We start from the raw sequence: 16,212 nt of genomic DNA, 5'->3' as shown, positions 1-16,212 counted from the left end.
ATGGCCCAAGTCTACCCCAGGACCCGCCGGAGCACCTCCCGGTAGGCCTCCTCCACGCCGCCTAGGTCCTTGCGGAAGCGGTCCTTGTCCAAAGGCTCCCCCTTCTCGTCCCAAAGGCGCATGGTGTCGGGGCTGATCTCGTCGGCGAGGAGGATCTCCCCGCCCACCTTCCCGAACTCCAGCTTGAAGTCCACGAGCTCTAGGCCCCGCTCGGCGAAGAAGGCCTTGAGGAGGTCCCCCACCCGGAGCGTGGCGGCCTTCACCCCTTCCAGCTCCCCCTCTGTGGTGAGCCCCAGGGCCAGGACGGCGTTTTCGCAGATCAAGGGGTCCCCCAGGGCGTCGTTTTTGAGGGAGAACTCCAGAAGGGGCATCTTCAGCGGGGTCCCCTCCTTTAGGCCGTAGCGCCGGGCGAAGCTTCCCGCGGCCCTAAAGCGGAGGATCACCTCCAGGGGAAGGATCTCCACCCGCCTCACCCGCATCTCCCGGTCGGAGACCTCCTCCAGGAAGTGGGTCTTGACCCCGTGGGCCTCGAGGTAGCGGAAGAGGGCCGCCGAGACCTTGTTGTTCACCACGCCCTTGCCCGGGATCACCCCCCGTTTTTGCGCGTTGAAGGCGGTGGCCTCGTCCTTGAAGTAGACCCTTAAGGTGTCCGGGCCTTCCCGGTAGAGCACCTTGGCCTTGCCCTCGTAGAGCTTCTCCATGCCTCTCCTCAAAGGGGCGCTTGGGCCCTTCTCCCCCCATTGTAAGGGGCCTTGTGCCACAATGGGGGTGTGCCCTTGGTGCTGGACCTCGCCCGCCCGGTTTCGGAGGAGGAGCTCCGGCGGCTCTCCGAGCTCAACCCCGGGTACCAGTGGGAGCGCTCCCCGGAAGGGAGGCTCTGGGTGAGCCCTACAGGTGGCGAAAGCGGCAGGCGGAGCCTCCAGCTCGCCTACCAGCTCGCCCGCTGGAACGAGGAGCGGGGCCTTGGCGTGGTTTTTGACTCCTCCACGGGCTTTAAGTTCCCCGACGGCTCCATCCTTTCCCCCGACGCTGCCTTCGTGGAGCGGGGGGCTTGGGAGGCCCTTTCCGAGGCCGAGCGGGAGGGCTTTCCTCCCCTGGCGCCCAAGGCGGTGTTTGAGGTCCGGTCCGCCTCCCAGGACCCGGAGGAGCTCCGGGCCAAGATGGGCATTTACTTGAGAAACGGGGTGCTCCTGGGCGTTTTGGTGGACCCCTACGCCCGGGCGGTGGAGGTCTTCCGCCCGGGGAAACCTCCCTTGCGCCTGGAGGGGGTGGAGCGGGTTTCCCTGGACCCGGAGCTCCCCGGCTTCGCCCTGAGCCTCCCCCCTCTCTGGTGAGGACCAAGCGCCTGCACCCCGGTTTTGCCACAGGGGATTGCCCGGACTAGGGCTTTGGGGAAGCCTTTCGGGGCCCCCGCCGCGGCGAAAGCCGCGGGCGGGGTGCTCAGAGCCCGAACCGGGCGTAGATGGCGTCCACGTGCCGGAGGAAGGGCTTGGGGTCAAAGAGGGCCCTTAGCTCCTTTCCCTTGAGGGGGTTTTCGGGGTCGGCCTCCAAGAGCTCCAGGAAGCTCTTCCCCTCTTTCCAGCTCCTCAAGGCGTTCCGCTGGACGAGGGCGTAGGCCTTATTCCGGGAAAGGCCCCGGGCGATGAGGGCGTTGAGGACCTGCTGGGAGTAGACGAGGCCCCGGGTGAGGTCCAGGTTCCTGGCCAGGTTCTCTTCAAAGACCTCGAGGCCCTCGAGGATCCCCTTGAGGCGCCTCAGGGCGTAGTGGGCCAGGGTGGTGGCGTCGGGGAGGATGACCCTTTCCACGGAGGAGTGGGAGATGTCCCGCTCGTGCCAGAGGGCGATGTCCTCCAGGGCGGGAAAGAGGTAGCCCCGTAAAAGCCTCGCCACCCCGGTGAGGTTCTCCAGGCCCACGGGGTTCTTCTTGTGGGGCATGGAGGAGCTCCCCGTCTGCCCTTCGTGGAAGGGCTCCTGGGCCTCGAGGACCTCCGTGCGCTGGAGGTGGCGTAGCTCCACGGCCACCCGCTCTATGTTCCCCCCCAGGATGGCGAGGGCCGCCATGACCTCGGCGTGCCGGTCCCGGGGGACGACCTGGGTGGAAAGGGGCTCGGGCCTGAGGCCAAGCCTAGAGGCCACGTGGGCCTCCACCTCGGGGGGGACGTGGGCGTAGTTGCCCACGGAGCCCGAGAGCATGGCGACCCCGATGGTCTCCCTCGCCCGCTTAAGCCTTTCCTCGTCCCTTTGGAAGGCGGCGAGGAAGGAGAGGAAGCGGAGGCCGAAGCTCGTGGGCTCGGCGTGGACCCCGTGGGTGCGGGCGATGGCGGGGGTGTGCTTGTGGCGGAGGGCGAGGGCCTTTAAGGCCTCCTCCACCCCCTTAAGCTCCTCCAGGACGAGGCCTAGGGCCTCCACCAGGAGGGCGTTTTGCGCCGTGTCCACGATGTCGGAGCTGGTAAGGCCCAGGTGGAGGTAGCGCCCCACCTCCTCGTCCCCCGTCCACTCGGCGAGGGCCCGGGTGAAGGCCACGAGGTCGTGGCGGGTTACCGCCTCCAGCTCCGCTACCCTCCGGGCGAAGGCCCCGTCCAGGGGCTTTTCCTCCAGCTTGGCGAGAAGCCTCGCCGAAAGGCCCTTGGGCACCTCCCCTAAGGCCTCCCAGGCCTCGAGGGCGTAGGCCTCCACCCGGGCCCACATCCGGTAGCGGCTTTCCTCCGACCAGAGGCGGGCCATCTCCGGCGTCTGGTAGCGGGCGATCATGCCCTTAAGGGTACCAGGGAAGGGGCAGGGGAGGCGAAGGAAGGGGGTATACTGGAGGCACGGAGGCGCTTCGGCCCCTTTCGGGGTGGCGGACCATGAGGACCCTGGGCGAGATCCTGAGCATCCTGGCCCGGCACAAGCCGGAGCTTCGGGCGCGCTTCGGCGTGCGGGAGCTGGCCATCTTCGGTTCCTACGCCCGGGGGGAGGCCACCCCCGTAAGCGACGTGGATATCCTGGTAGCGCTAGAACGCCCCCTAGGGTGGGAGATCGTGGACCTGCGCGATTACTTAGAAGCTCTACTGGGGCTTCCGGTGGACCTGCTGACGGGGACGCCGTGGTCCAAGCGTAGCCTCAGCCGGGCAGGGTGAGGACGAAGGCCCCCCGGTACGCCTCCCCTTCCCGTTCCAGGCGGAGGAGAAGGTCCGCCCGGAAGAGGCCGTCCTGCCGGTTGTTCACCCGGGGCATCCCCCTTTCCCGGTAGGGCGGGAGGGCGTAGACCTGGCGCTGGACCTCCTCGGGGAAGAAGAGCTGGGTGGCGAAGACCCGCCCTCCCGCTTCCACCCGCAGGTGCAGGTGGGGGGTGCGGCTCGGGTACCAGCCGGGAAAGAGGGTGAGGAAGGCCACCTCTCCCCGTTCGTCCGTGGCCTGCCAGCCCCGGCAGAAGGTCCCGGGGGCGTTGACCCCGGAGTAGCGGCCGAGGGCGTCGGTGTGCCAGAGGTCCACCCGGGCGCCCTGTAGGGGCCTGCAGGCCCGGTCCCGCACGCGAAGGAGGAGGCGCAAGGGCACCCCAGGAAGCCCCTCCCTCAGGTCTTCCCTTTGGGGCACGTCCCGGAGGTAGTAGGGGCCCTGGGTGAGGGCGGGGGTGGGGGCGCAGGTTCCTTGGCCCCGGGCCAAGGGGAGGAGGAAGAGGCCGAATACCGCCCGTCTTTGCATCATTGCCTCCTTAGGACGAGCTCCACCTCCAGGCGGATCCGGTTTTCCAAGCTCAGGACCACGGAGACCCGGGGTTGGGCGAGGCCGAACTTCTCAAAGGGAAACTCCGTCCGCAAAAAGACCCGCACCTCGTCGCCCTGGAACTCCGCCTCCCCTTCCCAGACCACCTCCGCCGTCGTCTCTTTGATGGTGAGGTCCCCGACCACCTGGATGGGCACCTTGCCTTGCCGGGGCAGGGGGTTCGGGAGGCCCCTCACCTCCTTGGGCCGGAAGGTGGCGAAGGGATAGCGGTCCGTCTCTAGGGTTCTTTGGCGCAGGTAGTTGTCCCGCCGGGCCTGGTCGCTTTTGAGCTCCCTCAGGTCCACCACGAACTCCCCGCTTACCCGGCCGTCTTGCAGCCGGACCTCCCCCCGCACCGCCTTAGTGGTGCCCACGGCGTCGGTGAGGCCCACCTGCAAAAGCTCCTCCCGCACCCGGTAGCGGGCCTCCCCGGAGACCACCTGGAAGGTCTGGGCCAGGGCCGTGAGGGCGAAGAGCGCCGCCGCGAAAAGCCATCCTTTCATGGTCCCACCTCCCTGACGCAGTGTAGCGGGAGGGGGTTAGGCTTGGGTTAGAAGCGGTATAGACTGAGGCCATGGTCCGGGCCCTGACCTTTGACGTGGGGAACACCCTGATCCTGGCGAGCCCCCGCTTCTGGCTCCTGCCCCTTTTGGAGGCGCGGGGCCTGAGGCCGAGGGGGGATGTGCGCAAGGCGGCCCTCGAGGCCTTCCGCTTCTACGAGGAAAACCACCTGAAGGCCCGGGACCTGGAGACCGCCTTGGGCCTTTGGCGGGAGTTCCACCGGAGGCTCCTCGTGGGGATGGGCCTCGAGGACCACGCCGAGGCCCTTTCCCGGGAGCTTGTGGCCCGCTGGAAGGACCCCGCCACCTGGCCCCTCGTCCCCGGGGCGGAGGCCACCCTGAAGGCCCTTAAGGCGAAGGGGTACCCCCTGGCCGTGGTCTCCAACTGGGACGCCACCCTGCCGGAGATCCTGGAGGTGGTGGGCCTTGGGCGCTACTTTGATCACCTCTCGGTGAGCGCCCTCTCCGGCTACGCCAAGCCCGACCCGAGGCTCTTCCGGGAGGCCCTGGAGGCCCTCGGGGTTTCCCCGGAGGAGGCGGTGCACGTGGGGGACGCGGAGGCGGACCTTTTGGGGGCGGAGGCCGTGGGGATGCGGGCCCTCCTCTTTGACCCCCTTGGGGAGAACCCCAAGGCCCTTCCCCGGCTGGAAAGGGTGCTAGACTACCTCCCATGAGCGTCCGGGCCGCCATCTGGGGGGAGAAGGCCGAGGCCATTGAGGAGAGCCTCAAGGCGGTGGACGAGGACCTCTTCCGCTACATCCGGGACTTCGCCTACGAGGAGGTCCTGGCGAGGCCGGGCCTGGACCTGAAGACCCGGGAGCTTCTCGCCATCACCGCCCTCATCGCTCTGGGGAGCCCCAAGGAGCTCGCCACCCACCTGGAGGGGGCCTTGAGGGTGGGGGCCACGGAACGGGAGGTGCGGGAGACCATCCTGCAGTCCGCCCTCTTCCTCGGCTTTCCCCGGGCCCTGGCCGCCATGAAGCTTTTCCAGAAGGTGCTCAAGGGCCGTGGTGCTCCTCACGAGGGGGAAGGATAGGGCGCTCCTTGCGAGGCTCGCCGCCCTCGGGATAGAGGCGGCGGAGGTGGCCCTTTTGGAGCAGGTGGACCTTCCCGCCCGCGCCCTCCTCTCCGAAAAGCTCAAGGAGGGGTGGGACTACGTGGCCGTGACCTCCAAGGAGGGGGCGAGGCGCCTCCTCCTTGCCTGGGAGGAGGCGGGCCGCCCCTTCCTAAAGGTGGCGGCCGTGGGGGAGGGCACGGCGGGGGTCCTGAGGGCAGGGGGGCTTCCCCCGGCCTTCCTGCCCCCACGGGCCACGGCCAAGGACCTGGCCCAAAGCTTTCCCCAGGCGCAAAGGGTCCTCTTCGTGGCCGGGGACCTGGCGGGGCGGGACCTGGAGGAAGGGCTTAGGGCGCGGGGGGTGGAGGTGGTGCGCCTTCCGGTCTACGCCACCCGGGAAAGGGCCCTCGCTCCCGAGGAGGTGGCCCTCTTGGAGCGGGCGGAGGTGGTGGCCTTCTTCAGCCCGAGCGGGGTGCGGGCCTTCGCCCGCTGGACCGCTAAGCGCCCCAAGGCGGCCGCCATCGGCCCGAGCACCGGGGAGGAGGCCCGGAGGCTTGGCTTTCCCGTGGTGGAGGCGGAAAGCCCGGGGCTAGAAGGGCTTTTTGCCGCCCTTCTCCGGGCCCTCGGGCGGTAGGGCAAACGTCCCTACCCCGGTGGCCTATACTCAGGGAAGCGTATGGCCTTGCCCCTCTACCTGGTGGGCCTCTCCCACAAGACCGCCCCCCTGGAGGTGCGGGAGCGGGCCGCCTTGGACCCCGTGGTGGCCCTCCCCGCCGCCCTTTCCGCCCTGGGCAAGGGGGTGGTCCTCTCCACCTGCAACCGCACGGAGCTCTACGGGGTGGGAAGCCCCGAGAAGGCCAGGGCCTTCCTCCTCTCAAGGGGGGTGGCCCCCCGGCACCTCTACGTGAAGGAGGGGGTGGAGGCCCTGCGCCACCTCTACCGGGTGGCCGCCGGGCTGGACTCCCTGGTGGTGGGGGAGGCCCAGATCCTGGGCCAGGTGCGGGAGGCCCTCTTCCTGGCCAGGAGGCAGGGCGCCACGGAAAGCCTTCTGGAGAAGGCCTTTCAGTCGGCCATCGCCTTGGGCAAGCGGGCCCGGAGCGAGACGGGCATCGGCATGGGGGCGGTGAGCGTGGCCTACGCCGCCTTGGACCTGGCCCTCGCCGTCTACGGGGACCTTTCCGGGCTTTCCGTGGCCGTGCTGGGGGCGGGGGAGATGGCGGAGCTTTTCCTCACCCACCTGAAGGCCCACGGGGTGGGGCGGATCCTGGTCGTGAACCGGACGGAGGAAAAGGCCCAGGCCCTGGCGGAGCGCTTTGGCGGCGAGGCCTTTGGCCTTCCCGCCCTTCCCCAGGTCTTGCGCCAGGCGGACCTGGTGGTGGCCTCGGCCGCCGCCCCCCACTACCTGGTGGGCCCCGAGGACCTGCCCAAGCGGGCCAAGCCCCTTTTCCTCATAGACATCGCCCTTCCCCGGAACATTGACCCCCGGGTGGGGGACCTCCCCCACGCCTACCTCTACAACCTGGACGACCTCAAGCGGGTGGTGGACCGGAACCTAAGGGCCCGCGCGGGGGAGATCCCCAAGGTGGAAGCCCTCATTGAGAAGGCCTTAGGGGACTACATGGAGTGGTACGCGGGCCACCGGGTGCGGGAGGCCATCCGGGCCCTCGAGGCCTGGGCCCGGGTCCAGGCGGCCAAGGCCCAGCCGGAGGCCGGGCCTGTGGAGCTGGAAAAGGCGGCGGGGCGTCTGGCCCACCCCTTCATCCTGGGGCTGAAGCGCCGCGCCCTGGACCGGGTGGGGGGGCCTCCCTGCCCGGAGGACTGCCTCCTCTACCGGCTTTCCCGGACATGACCCTGGCCCTGGCCTTTCTCGGGGTGGTGGGGGTGGCCTTTGGGGTCTTTCTCCCCGCGGGGCTTTCCTGGGGCGGGGCCTTCCTCCTCCTTGGGGCCCTCTTCCACGCCCTGGCCGAAGGGCCCTTCGCCGGGCCCGCCCAGGTGGCCTTGGTCCTGGGGGGGCTCCTCGCCCTCCGGGGAAAGACCCTTTGGGACCGGCCCCGGCTTAGGCCCCTGGGCCGGTACCTGGCCTTTTTGGCCCTCCTCCTCGCCCTCTTCGCCCTCCGGTCCCTACCCCACCCCGGGGGAGACCTGCCCCTCCTCCTCACCCTCTTCCACGCCGGGGCCTTCCTCGTGGCCTACCTCGCCCTGAGCGTGGGGGTGGGGGCGGGGGCGATGTGCGCCCTCCAGGACCTGAGGCTCCGCCTGGCCCCCGAGCGGGCCGTGGCCGCCGCCCCCCTTTGGAGCCTGAGGCGGCTTGAGCGGGGTTACCTCCGGGTGGGGTACGTGGCGGCCACCCTGGGGCTTGCGAGCGGCATGGCCTGGGCCTTCGGCTACTTCGGGAGCCCTCTGAGCCCGGACCCCAAGGAGGTTTCGGTGGTCCTGGGCTGGCTTCTCCTCACCCTCTACTTCCTTCTGGACGAGCGGCTGCGGGGCCTTCTTCGGGCGGGCCTCCTCCTCGGGGCCTACGCCCTCTTCCTGTTCGCCCTTTTGGGGGCCCCCTTCCTGGGTTCCCGGCACCCCTCGGGGCTGGGGTTTTAACGGGCGCTTCGCCTTGAACGAGTTCGCCCTCCTCCCCAAGGAGCACCTGGACTTCCTGCGGCTTTTCGTGAAGACCCGGGGGAACCTGAAGGAGGTGGAGCGCATCCTGGGGGTTTCCTACCCCACGGTGCGGGCCCGGCTGGACGCCCTCCTGAAGGCCCTGGGGTACGAGGAGGACGAGGGGAAGGACCGCCTCGAGGTCCTGGAGGCCCTAAGGCGGGGGGAGATCAGCGTGGAGGAGGCGGTGGCCCGCTTGCGGGAAGGGAAAAGCTGAAGGCCGTCCCCTTGCCCACCTGGCTCTCCACCCAGACCTCCCCCCCGTGGGCCTCGAGGATGGCCTTCACGATGGCGAGGCCGAGGCCCGACCCGCCCCGTTCCCGGTCCCGGGCCTTGTCCACCCGGTAGAAGCGCTCAAAGAGGTGGGGGAGGTGCTCCTCGGGGATCCCCTCCCCGTCGTCCTCCACCCGGACCACCGCCTTGTCCCCTAGGTCAAAGGCCCTAAGCCACACGTGCCGGGCCCCCGCCTTGAGGGCGTTGGAGACCAGGTTGGCCATGACCTGGTGGAGCCGGTCGGGGTCCCCCAGGACGTAGAGGTCCTCGGGGGCCTCCACCAGGATCTCCCCGTCAAAGCTTTTGGCGAACTCCTCCCGCACCTCTTCCAGGAGGTCCAAGACCCGCACAGGCACAGGGCGGATCCTCCAGGCGCCGCTTTGCGAGAGGTCCAGGAGGTCGGAGACGAGCTTACCCATGCGCTCCGCCTCCCGCTTCACCACCTCGAGGCTCTCCCGCTGGGCCTCGGTGAGGGGGGTGCGCCGGAGCAGGTAGCCCACGTGCCCCAGGATGGCGGTGATGGGGGTCCTGAGCTCGTGGGAGGCGTCCTGGAGGAAGCGGGTCTGGGCCTCAAAGGCCTCCTGCAGGCGGGTGAGCATCCCGTTCAGGGCCTTGACCAGGGCGGCCACCTCGTCCCGGGTTTCCGGCTCCGGTAAGGGCTCGGGGCGGGCGCTCATGGCCTCGGCCTTGCGCGCCGCCCACTCCAAGGGCTCCAGGGCCCGGGCCACGAGGCTGCGGGCGAGGAAGAGGGAGAGGAGGAGGACGAAGAGGGCCGTGCCCGCGTAGATGCGGGCGAACTGGCTTAGGGTGGCCTCCAGGTCCTCCGTGGGCCGGCCCACGAGGAGGGCGCCCTTCCACACCGAGCCCGAGAGGTTGACCTCCACCTTCCGGGCGTAGACGAGAAGCCGCAGGGGGTGGCCCTCACGGGGGAGCTCCGCGTAGGCCCACACCTCTCCCCGCTTGAGGAGCTCCCGGTAGGCCTCCTCCTGGAGGAGGAGGCGCTGGCTTCCCAGGGCGGGGCTTTTCTGCAGGCTGATCCCGCCCTCCCGGGCGAGGAGGGCCGGGTCCTCCTCGGGGAGGAGCTGGACCTCGGCGTAGAGGCTCGGGGGGAGGCCGGCCTCGAGGAGGGCCTGCCCCCCCAGGTTGAGGAGGCGCACCACCTGGTTGGCCGCCTCCTTCAGGTCGGTGCGCAGGCTCCCGTAGAGGAAGTTCCGAAGGAGCCCCTCCAGGGCGAAGCCGAGGACCAAAAAGGCCACGAGGAGGAGCCCCGCCGTGAGGAGGGTGATCCGGGTCCTAAGGGTCATGCCGGGAGGCTAGGCTTGGGCTCAGTCCTCCCTGAGGACGTACCCCACGCCCCGCACCGTGTGGATGAGGCGGCGCTCCCCCCCCGCCTCCAGCTTCTTGCGCAGGTAGCCGATGTAGACGTCCACCACGTTGCTTCCCCCTTGGTAGCCGGGCCAGACCTTCTCCTCAATCTCGTAGCGGCTGAAGACCTTGCCGGGGTTTTTGGCGAGGAGCTCCAGAAGCTCAAACTCCTTGTTGGAGAGTTCAATGCGGCGGTTTCCCCGGAAGACCTCCCGGCCCTCGAGGTTGATGATGAGGTCCGCCACCCGGATCTCCCCGGTGATGGCCGGGGTGACCCGGCGGAGGTGGGCCCTGACCCGGGCGAGGAGCTCTTCTATGGAGAAGGGCTTCACCAGGTAGTCGTCGGCCCCCGCGTCCAGGCCCGCCACCTTGTCCTCCACGCGGTCCTTGGCGGTGAGGATGAGGATGGGGACGTTGGAGGTCTTGCGGATGCGCTTGGCCACCTCAATCCCGTCCATCACGGGGAGCATCAGGTCCAGGATCACCAGGTTGGGGCTCACCTCCCGGAACTTGGAAAGCCCGGTGATCCCGTCGTGGGCCACCTCGGTGCGGTAGCCCTCGGCCTGGAGCTCAAGCTCAATGAAGCGGGCGATGTCCTTCTCGTCCTCCACGATGAGGATCAGGGGCGGCTCCATGCCTCCCATGGTACTTACTTTCTCATGAGAAAGCTAGGTGTAGAGGCTCAAGACCGCCAGGTACATAAAGAGGCTTCCCAGGAGGACGAGGACGTGCCACACCCCGTGGAAGCCCACCCGCCCGGGCCAGGGGTCGGGGCGCTTGGTTCCGTAGACCCAGGCCCCCAAGGTGTAGGAGAGGCCGGAGAGGGCCATGAGGGCGAGGGTGGGAAGGGGAAGGTGAAGCCTCGGCAAGAAGAAGAGGGAAAGCCACCCCAGGGCCAGGTAGGCCAGGGTGTAGAGCCACCTTGGGGCCTTGAGGTAGAGGAGGCGGAAGCCCACCCCGAGGAGGGCGAGCCCCCACACGAGGGCGAGGGCCAGGGCCTTATCGCCCCCCTCCAGCCCCTCGGCCAGGAAGGGGGTGTAGCTCCCCGCGATGAAGAGGAAGATGGCGGCGTGGTCCAGCCTCCTGAGCCAGGCCAGGAGGCGGTCTTCCGCCTTGAGGGTGTGGTAGAGGGCGCTCGCCCCGAACATCAGGGCCATGGTGAGGCCGAAGGCGAGAAGGGCGGGCCAGGCCTCCCTGGGGGCCAGGAGGAGGAGAAGGAGGCCTCCGAGGAGGGCGAGGGGCACCCCGAGGGCGTGGCTCAGGGCGTTGAAGGGCTCGCGGACCATGCCCCAGGCTACCCGATCCCGAGCCTCCTTTCCACCTCGGCCACCTCCCGCACCGTGCGCAGGAGGGCATCGGGGTTGAGGCTTAGGGAGTCTATGCCCCGTTCCACCAGGAAGGCGGCGAACTCGGGGTAGTCGGAAGGAGCCTGGCCGCAGATGCCCACCTTCTTCCCCTTGGCGTGGGCCTTCTCAATGAGCATGGCCGCGAGGCGCTTCACCGTCTCCCGCCGCTCGTCAAAGAGGTGGGCCACCCTTTCCGAGTCCCGGTCCAGGCCCAAAGCGAGCTGGGTGAGGTCGTTGGAGCCGATGGAGAAGCCGTCAAAGAGCTCGGCGAAGGCCTCGGCCTCGAGGACGTTGGAGGGGATCTCCGCCATCACGTGGACCTCGAGGCCCCCCTCTCCCCGCCTAAGCCCCCCTTCGGCCATCACCTCCAAGACCTTCTCCCCCTCCTCCGGGGTGCGGCAGAAGGGGACCATGACCATGAGGTTCTTGAGGCCCATCTCCTCCCTAACCCGCCTCACCGCGGCCACCTCCAGGAGGAAGCCCTCCTTGTAGTCCGGGTGGTAGTAGCGGCTCGCCCCCCGCCACCCCAGCATGGGGTTTTCCTCCTTGGGCTCAAAGAGGTGCCCCCCGAGGAGGCGGGCGTACTCGTTGGTCTTGAAGTCGGAGAAGCGGAGGAGAACGGGCCTCGGATAGAAGGCGGCGGCGATGAGGCCGATGCCCTGGCTTAAGGTCTCCACGAAGTAGGCCCGCTTGTCGGGGTAGGCCTCGGTGACCTCCTCCACCTGGCGGCGCACCTCCTTGGGCAGGGTTTCAAACCGGGTGAGGGCCAGGGGGTGGACACGCACGTGGCTCGCGAAGACGAACTCCATGCGCAAAAGCCCCACCCCGTCCGTGGGAAGGAGGCTCGTCCTCAGGGCCTCCTCCGGGGTGCCCACGTTCACCAGGATCCGGGTCCGGGTCCTGGGCAGGGTTTCGGGGCGGATCTCCTCCACCTCAAAGGGGAGCCTCCCACGGTAGACCACGCCCCGCTCCCCCTCGGCGCAGGAGACCGTGACCTCCTCCCCCTCGGGGACGCTCCGCGTGGCCCCCACCGCCCCCACCACCGCGGGCACCCCCAGCTCCCGGGCCACGATGGCCGCGTGGGAGGTGCGCCCGCCCCTTTCGGTGACGATGGCCGCCGCCTTCTTCATGATGGGCTCCCAGTCGGGGTTGGTGGTCTCGGTGACCAGGACCTCCCCCTCCTGGAAGCGGTCCATCTCCTTCGGGTCCTTGAGGACGCGGGCCCGCCCCATGGCGATGGCCTCCCCCACGGCGAGGCCCTCGGCCAGGACCTCGCCCCGCTTGAGGAGGCGGAAGACGCGGAGGACCGGGGTCTTTTGCGAGTGGACGGTCTCGGGCCGGGCCTGGAGGACGAAGAGCTCCCCCGTGGGGCCGTCCTTGGCCCACTCAATGTCCATGGGGGTGGGGCTACCCCGCTTCTTGGAGTAGTGGTCCTCAATCTTCATGGCCCAGTCGGCAAGGAGGAGGACCTCCTCGTCCCTTAGGGCGAAGCGGTTTCGCAGGTAGAGGGGCGTGGGGCGGTTCTTGAGCCTTCCCTCCCTGGGGTCAAAGGCCAGGGTGAGCTCCTTGGCGCCGAGCCTTCTGTAGACCACGGCCCGGAAGCCCTCACGGAAGGTCTCCTTGTGCACGTAGTAGCCGTCCGGAATCACCCGGCCCTGGACGATGTTCTCGCCCAGGCCGTAGATGGCCGTGAGGTAGACGAAGCCCCGGTGGCCGGTGTCGGGGTCCAAGGTGAAGATGACCCCGCTTGCGGCGTCGTCCGCCCGCACCATGCGCTGGACCCCCACGGAGAGGGCCACCTTGAGGTGGTCAAAGCCCATGTGGGCCCGGTAGCTGATGGCCCGCGCCGTGAAGAGGCTCGCCATGGCCCGCTTCACGTGGAGGAGGAGGTCCGCTTCCCCCTGGACGTAGAGAAAGCTTTCCTGCTGTCCGGCGAAGCTCGCCGTGGGGAGGTCCTCGGCGGTGGCGCTACTCCGCACGGCCACGGGGATCTCCTCCTCCCCCGCCTCCTCGGAAAGCCTGCGGTAGGCCTCGAGGATCTCCTCCCGGAGGTCTTGGGGGTATTCGCCCTTCAGGATCAGGTTCCGCAGGCGGCGGCTTACCCTTTGCAGGGCCTTGGGGTCCTCCGGGTCCAGCTCCCCCAGTTCCCGGGCGATGGCCTCTTTCAGGCCGTTATGCTCCAGAAAGTGCCAATACGCCTCGCTGGTGGTGGCGAAGCCCTCGGGCACCCTGACCCCTAAGGGGGAGAGCTCCCGGATCATCTCCCCCAGGGAGGCGTTCTTCCCCCCCACCAGGGGGACGTCCTCGAGGCCCACCTCGTGGAAAAACCGCACCCACCTCACGGGATCCCTCCTTTCCTCAAAGCCTCCTTCAGCACGCCCTCGGCGCTTTCCCCCGCGTAAAGGGCCTCCTCCGTGAGGAAGAGGCGGTGGGGGAGGGCGAGGAAGGCGGCGTCCTTAAGCTCCTTCCAGTCCACGAAGGGCTTCCCCCGCAGGTAGGCGAGGGCCCGGGCGAGGGAAAGCCACGCTTTGGCCCCGCGGGGGGAAAGCCCCATGCGGAGGCGCTGGTCCTCCTGGGTGAGGAAGGCCACGTGGGTGATGGCCTCCAGGGCTTCCTTGGCCACCCGCACCTCCTTCGCCTCCTCCTGGGCCTTGAGGAGGTCCACCTCCACCGGCTCAGGGGCCTTGGGTTCCTCGGTGAGGATCCTGAGCCACACCTCCCGCCTCGGGGGGCGGAAGGGGATCTTGGCGGTGAAGCGGTCCAGCTGGGCCTCGGGCAGGGGGTAGGTGCCCTCCAGCTCCAGGGGGTTTTGCGTGGCGATGACGAAGAAGGGCTCGGGCAAGGGGTGGCGCACGCCCCCTGCGGTCACCGCCCTTTCCTGCATGGCCTCGAGGAGGGCCGACTGCACCTTGGGGGGCGCCCGGTTGATCTCGTCCGCCAGGACCACCTGGGCGAAGATGGGTCCTGGGACGAAGACGAAGCGCCCCTCCCGGTAGACCTCGCTTCCCGTGAGGTCCTGGGGGAGGAGGTCCGGGGTGAACTGGATGCGCTTGTAGGCGAGGCCGCTCGCCCGGGCCAGGCTCTCCGCGAGGAGGGTCTTGCCCAGGCCCGGCATCCCTTCCAAGAGGGCGTGCCCCCGGGCGAGGAGGACGGCGAGGAGGGCCTCTATGACCTCCTCTTGGCCGAAGAGGGCTTCCCCCAGGGCTTCCCGAAGCCGGTCCAAGGCCATCTAGCCCTCCTGGGCCCTCTCCTGGACGATCCGCTGGGCGAGGTGCGGGGGGACCTCGGCGTAGTGGCTGAACTCCAGGGTGTAGGCCCCCGCCCCCCCGGTGAGGCCGGGGAGGGCCTTGTAGTACTCCAGGACCTCGGCGAGGGGCACCTCGGCGTGGACCACGCTCAAGGCCCCCTCCTGCTCCATGCCCAAAATCCGCCCCCGCCGGGCCTGGAGGTCGGAGAGGACGTCCCCCACCCGCTCCTGAGGGGCGAGGACCTTGAGGCGGTAGATGGGCTCTAGAAGCACGGGGTGCGCCTCGGCCATCACCTTCTTGAAGGCCAGGCTTGCGGCGATCTGAAAGGCGAGGTCCGAGGAGTCCACCTCGTGGTAGGAGCCGTTGTAGACGATGGCCTTGAAGCCCATCACCGGAAAGCCCGCCAGCACCCCCTTCTTGGCCGCCTCCTTGATCCCCTCCTCTATGGCCTCCTGGTACTTGCTGGGGATGACCCCCCCGGTGATGCGCCACTCAAAGCCGTACTCGCTTGCGGGCTCCAGCCTGAGCCACACGTCCCCGTACTGGCCGTGCCCCCCGGTCTGCTTCTTGTACTTGCCCTGGCCCTCGGCCACCTTCTTGATGGTCTCCCGGTAGGGCACCTTGGGCACGGAGAACTCCACCTCCACCCCGTAGTCCTGGAGGCGTTCCTTGGCGGTGGCGAGGTGGAGCTCCCCGTGGCCCCAAAGGAGGAGCTCCCCCGTCTCCTCCTGGCGCTCTAGCTTCAGGCTCGGGTCCTCCTCGAGGAGCTTCCTCAGGGCCTCGCCCAGCCTGGCCTCGTCCGTGCGCCCCTTGGGGTGGAGGGCCACGGGGACGTTGGGGTCGGGCAGGCGGGCGAAGGGCACCTCTTCGCTTTCCGGCTTCTCCCCTTGCCAAAGGACCATCCCCCGGTGGAGGCCTTCCGCCTTGGGGACGCCCAGGACGAACCCCGCCTCCGCCTCCTCCACCTCCAAGAGGTCCTTCCCCATGGGCACGTAGAGGTGGGGGAGGCGCACCTGCCCGGCCTCGCTTTGGAGGCTGTCCCCGGGCTTAAGCCTTCCCCGGTAGAGGCGCAGGTAGGCCACCTGGCCCATAAAGGGGTCCACCTGGACCTTGAAGACCTTGGCCAAGGGGGGACCATCCCCGAAGCGCTCCGTGGGGGAGGGGAGGGCCTCCAGGATCAGTTCCAGAAGGGGCAGGACCCCGATCTCCCTCTCCCCGGAAGCCAGGGCCACGGGGTAGAGGAGGCCCCGCCGCACCGCCTCGTGGAAGGCCTTCTCCAGGGCTTCTCCCGTGACCTCCTCCCCTTCCAGGTACTTCTCCAAGAGGCCCTCGTCCGTCTCCACGATGGCCTCGAGGACCTCCTGGCGGAAGCGCTGCACCCTCTCCCTTTCCTCCGGGGGGACCTCCGCCTCCCTTTCCTCCCCGTTCTCGTAGCGGTAGGCCTTGCCGTGGAAGACGTCAATAAGCCCCACCCACTTCCCCCCTTCGTAGAGGGGCAGGTCTATGGGGAGGATGGGGCCCAGGGTGCTCCTCAGGTCCTCCAGGAGGGCGTAGTAGTCCCCGCCCTTGTCCAGCTTGGTGACCACCACCATCCGGGGGAGGCCGAGCCTCTCCGCCACGGTCCAGGCCCTTTCCGTGCCCACCTGCACCCCGGCCTCCGCGGACACGGCCACCAAGGCGGCGTCCGCGGCCTCCAAGGCCCCCCGGATCTCCCCCACGAAGTCCCCGTAGCCCGGGGCGTCCAGGAGGAAGACGCGGTGGCCCCGAAAGAGGAGAGGGGCCACCCCGGTGCGCACCGTGGTGCGGTGGAGCTTGGCCTCGGGGGTGTAGTCCGTGGTGGTGGTGCCCTCCTCCACCCGGCCCCGGCGCTCCTTGGCCCCGGTCTTGTAAAGTAGGGCCTCCGTGAGGGTGGTTTTCCCGCTTCCCGCGTGCCCCACCAGGGCGACGGTTCGGATCATGGCGCCTCCTTCGGT

18 protein-coding genes are annotated in these 16,212 nt (G+C 69.0%); 8 read left to right on the top strand and 10 right to left on the bottom strand.

All coding sequences use genetic code 11. The features are described from left to right. Positions 1 to 11: 11 nt before the first annotated feature. On the bottom strand, positions 12 to 701 hold the full coding sequence (gene purC / locus TTH_RS07670; protein WP_011228730.1) for a phosphoribosylaminoimidazolesuccinocarboxamide synthase: 690 nt from the start codon (positions 699 to 701) through the stop codon (positions 12 to 14). A 69-nt stretch (positions 702 to 770) separates the two neighbouring features. Here purC and TTH_RS07665 point away from each other — a divergent pair, with 69 nt between their 5' ends. After that, entirely contained in the window at positions 771 to 1,334 is a 564-nt protein-coding gene (locus TTH_RS07665) for a Uma2 family endonuclease (protein WP_011228729.1), read from the top strand. A 106-nt stretch (positions 1,335 to 1,440) separates the two neighbouring features. Here the strand turns inward: TTH_RS07665 and purB are convergent, their stop codons facing one another. Beyond that, a complete protein-coding gene (gene purB, locus TTH_RS07660) occupies positions 1,441 to 2,751 on the bottom strand; it encodes an adenylosuccinate lyase (protein WP_011228728.1) in 1,311 nt (436 codons plus the stop codon). A 95-nt stretch (positions 2,752 to 2,846) separates the two neighbouring features. On the opposite strand from purB, the gene TTH_RS07655 reads away from it, so the two are divergent. Beyond that, positions 2,847 to 3,119: a nucleotidyltransferase family protein gene (locus TTH_RS07655; protein WP_011173559.1), complete on the top strand. Its 273-nt coding sequence runs from the start codon at positions 2,847 to 2,849 to the stop codon at positions 3,117 to 3,119. On the opposite strand, the gene TTH_RS07650 is transcribed toward TTH_RS07655, so the two are convergent. Both TTH_RS07650 and TTH_RS07645 read right to left on the bottom strand, forming a co-directional pair. Then, on the bottom strand, positions 3,103 to 3,684 hold the full coding sequence (locus tag TTH_RS07650; RefSeq protein WP_011173558.1) for an intradiol ring-cleavage dioxygenase: 582 nt from the start codon (positions 3,682 to 3,684) through the stop codon (positions 3,103 to 3,105). The two genes, TTH_RS07655 and TTH_RS07650, sit on opposite strands and share 17 nt — an antisense overlap. After that, positions 3,684 to 4,247, bottom strand: coding sequence for a YceI family protein (locus TTH_RS07645; RefSeq protein WP_011228727.1), 564 nt, complete (start codon positions 4,245 to 4,247; stop codon positions 3,684 to 3,686). Before TTH_RS07645 ends, TTH_RS07650 begins: the two co-directional genes overlap by 1 nt. Positions 4,248 to 4,318: 71 nt before the next feature. Here TTH_RS07645 and TTH_RS07640 point away from each other — a divergent pair, with 71 nt between their 5' ends. Genes TTH_RS07640 through TTH_RS07615 form a run of 6 tightly spaced genes read left to right on the top strand, consistent with a single transcriptional unit; the run spans position 4,319 to position 8,224 of the window. Continuing rightward, positions 4,319 to 4,978, top strand: a complete 660-nt coding sequence (locus tag TTH_RS07640; protein ID WP_008633090.1) for an HAD family hydrolase — start codon at positions 4,319 to 4,321, stop codon at positions 4,976 to 4,978. Beyond that, a complete protein-coding gene (locus TTH_RS07635; RefSeq protein WP_008633088.1) occupies positions 4,975 to 5,340 on the top strand; it encodes a carboxymuconolactone decarboxylase family protein in 366 nt (121 codons plus the stop codon). The genes TTH_RS07640 and TTH_RS07635 overlap by 4 nt, the downstream gene beginning before the upstream one ends. Further along, positions 5,312 to 5,992 (top strand): uroporphyrinogen-III synthase, encoded by a 681-nt coding sequence (locus TTH_RS07630; protein ID WP_011228726.1) that lies wholly within the window; start codon positions 5,312 to 5,314, stop codon positions 5,990 to 5,992. The genes TTH_RS07635 and TTH_RS07630 overlap by 29 nt, the downstream gene beginning before the upstream one ends. Before the next feature lie 42 nt (positions 5,993 to 6,034). Next, entirely contained in the window at positions 6,035 to 7,207 is a 1,173-nt protein-coding gene (gene hemA, locus TTH_RS07625; protein ID WP_011228725.1) for a glutamyl-tRNA reductase, read from the top strand. Continuing rightward, complete coding sequence (gene ccsA / locus TTH_RS07620) at positions 7,204 to 7,950, top strand: cytochrome c biogenesis protein CcsA (RefSeq protein WP_011228724.1); 747 nt, start codon at positions 7,204 to 7,206, stop codon at positions 7,948 to 7,950. Before hemA ends, ccsA begins: the two co-directional genes overlap by 4 nt. A 13-nt stretch (positions 7,951 to 7,963) precedes the next feature. Beyond that, a complete protein-coding gene (locus tag TTH_RS07615) occupies positions 7,964 to 8,224 on the top strand; it encodes a DUF2089 domain-containing protein (protein ID WP_011173553.1) in 261 nt (86 codons plus the stop codon). On the opposite strand, the gene TTH_RS07610 is transcribed toward TTH_RS07615, so the two are convergent. The 6 genes from TTH_RS07610 to TTH_RS07585 are packed head-to-tail and all read right to left on the bottom strand — an operon-like array spanning position 8,178 to position 16,197. Next, complete coding sequence (locus TTH_RS07610) at positions 8,178 to 9,584, bottom strand: sensor histidine kinase (protein ID WP_011228722.1); 1,407 nt, start codon at positions 9,582 to 9,584, stop codon at positions 8,178 to 8,180. The genes TTH_RS07615 and TTH_RS07610 overlap by 47 nt on opposite strands. Before the next feature lie 21 nt (positions 9,585 to 9,605). Continuing rightward, positions 9,606 to 10,280 (bottom strand): response regulator transcription factor, encoded by a 675-nt coding sequence (locus tag TTH_RS07605; protein ID WP_024119401.1) that lies wholly within the window; start codon positions 10,278 to 10,280, stop codon positions 9,606 to 9,608. A 33-nt stretch (positions 10,281 to 10,313) separates the two neighbouring features. Next, positions 10,314 to 10,931: a PAQR family membrane homeostasis protein TrhA gene (gene trhA / locus TTH_RS07600; protein WP_011228721.1), complete on the bottom strand. Its 618-nt coding sequence runs from the start codon at positions 10,929 to 10,931 to the stop codon at positions 10,314 to 10,316. A gap of 8 nt (positions 10,932 to 10,939) precedes the next feature. Further along, entirely contained in the window at positions 10,940 to 13,333 is a 2,394-nt protein-coding gene (gene ppsA / locus TTH_RS07595; protein ID WP_011228720.1) for a phosphoenolpyruvate synthase, read from the bottom strand. Continuing rightward, positions 13,330 to 14,220: an AAA family ATPase gene (locus TTH_RS07590; protein WP_011173548.1), complete on the bottom strand. Its 891-nt coding sequence runs from the start codon at positions 14,218 to 14,220 to the stop codon at positions 13,330 to 13,332. Before TTH_RS07590 ends, ppsA begins: the two co-directional genes overlap by 4 nt. Then, a complete protein-coding gene (locus tag TTH_RS07585) occupies positions 14,221 to 16,197 on the bottom strand; it encodes an elongation factor G (RefSeq protein ID WP_011228719.1) in 1,977 nt (658 codons plus the stop codon). Positions 16,198 to 16,212 lie beyond the last annotated feature (15 nt).

This window comes from Thermus thermophilus HB8, from assembly GCF_000091545.1.
GTDB classification, from domain to species: Bacteria; Deinococcota; Deinococci; order Deinococcales; family Thermaceae; genus Thermus; species Thermus thermophilus.
The sequence above is the reverse complement of the archived record's forward strand: the minus strand, read 5'-3'. Positions and strand labels throughout refer to the sequence as shown.

Excerpts from the sequence above, each read along its gene's own strand:
- purC (WP_011228730.1), bottom strand. The coding sequence starts at position 701 with ATGGAGAAGCTCTACGAGGGCAAGGCCAAGGTGCTCTACCGGGAAGGC.
- purB (WP_011228728.1), bottom strand. The coding sequence starts at position 2,751 with ATGATCGCCCGCTACCAGACGCCGGAGATGGCCCGCCTCTGGTCGGAG.
- TTH_RS07655 (WP_011173559.1), top strand. The coding sequence starts at position 2,847 with ATGAGGACCCTGGGCGAGATCCTGAGCATCCTGGCCCGGCACAAGCCG.
- TTH_RS07650 (WP_011173558.1), bottom strand. The coding sequence starts at position 3,684 with ATGCAAAGACGGGCGGTATTCGGCCTCTTCCTCCTCCCCTTGGCCCGG.
- TTH_RS07645 (WP_011228727.1), bottom strand. The coding sequence starts at position 4,247 with ATGAAAGGATGGCTTTTCGCGGCGGCGCTCTTCGCCCTCACGGCCCTG.
- TTH_RS07640 (WP_008633090.1), top strand. The coding sequence starts at position 4,319 with ATGGTCCGGGCCCTGACCTTTGACGTGGGGAACACCCTGATCCTGGCG.
- TTH_RS07635 (WP_008633088.1), top strand. The coding sequence starts at position 4,975 with ATGAGCGTCCGGGCCGCCATCTGGGGGGAGAAGGCCGAGGCCATTGAG.
- hemA (WP_011228725.1), top strand. The coding sequence starts at position 6,035 with ATGGCCTTGCCCCTCTACCTGGTGGGCCTCTCCCACAAGACCGCCCCC.
- ccsA (WP_011228724.1), top strand. The coding sequence starts at position 7,204 with ATGACCCTGGCCCTGGCCTTTCTCGGGGTGGTGGGGGTGGCCTTTGGG.
- TTH_RS07610 (WP_011228722.1), bottom strand. The coding sequence starts at position 9,584 with ATGACCCTTAGGACCCGGATCACCCTCCTCACGGCGGGGCTCCTCCTC.
- TTH_RS07605 (WP_024119401.1), bottom strand. The coding sequence starts at position 10,280 with ATGGAGCCGCCCCTGATCCTCATCGTGGAGGACGAGAAGGACATCGCC.
- trhA (WP_011228721.1), bottom strand. The coding sequence starts at position 10,931 with ATGGTCCGCGAGCCCTTCAACGCCCTGAGCCACGCCCTCGGGGTGCCC.
- TTH_RS07590 (WP_011173548.1), bottom strand. The coding sequence starts at position 14,220 with ATGGCCTTGGACCGGCTTCGGGAAGCCCTGGGGGAAGCCCTCTTCGGC.
- TTH_RS07585 (WP_011228719.1), bottom strand. The coding sequence starts at position 16,197 with ATGATCCGAACCGTCGCCCTGGTGGGGCACGCGGGAAGCGGGAAAACC.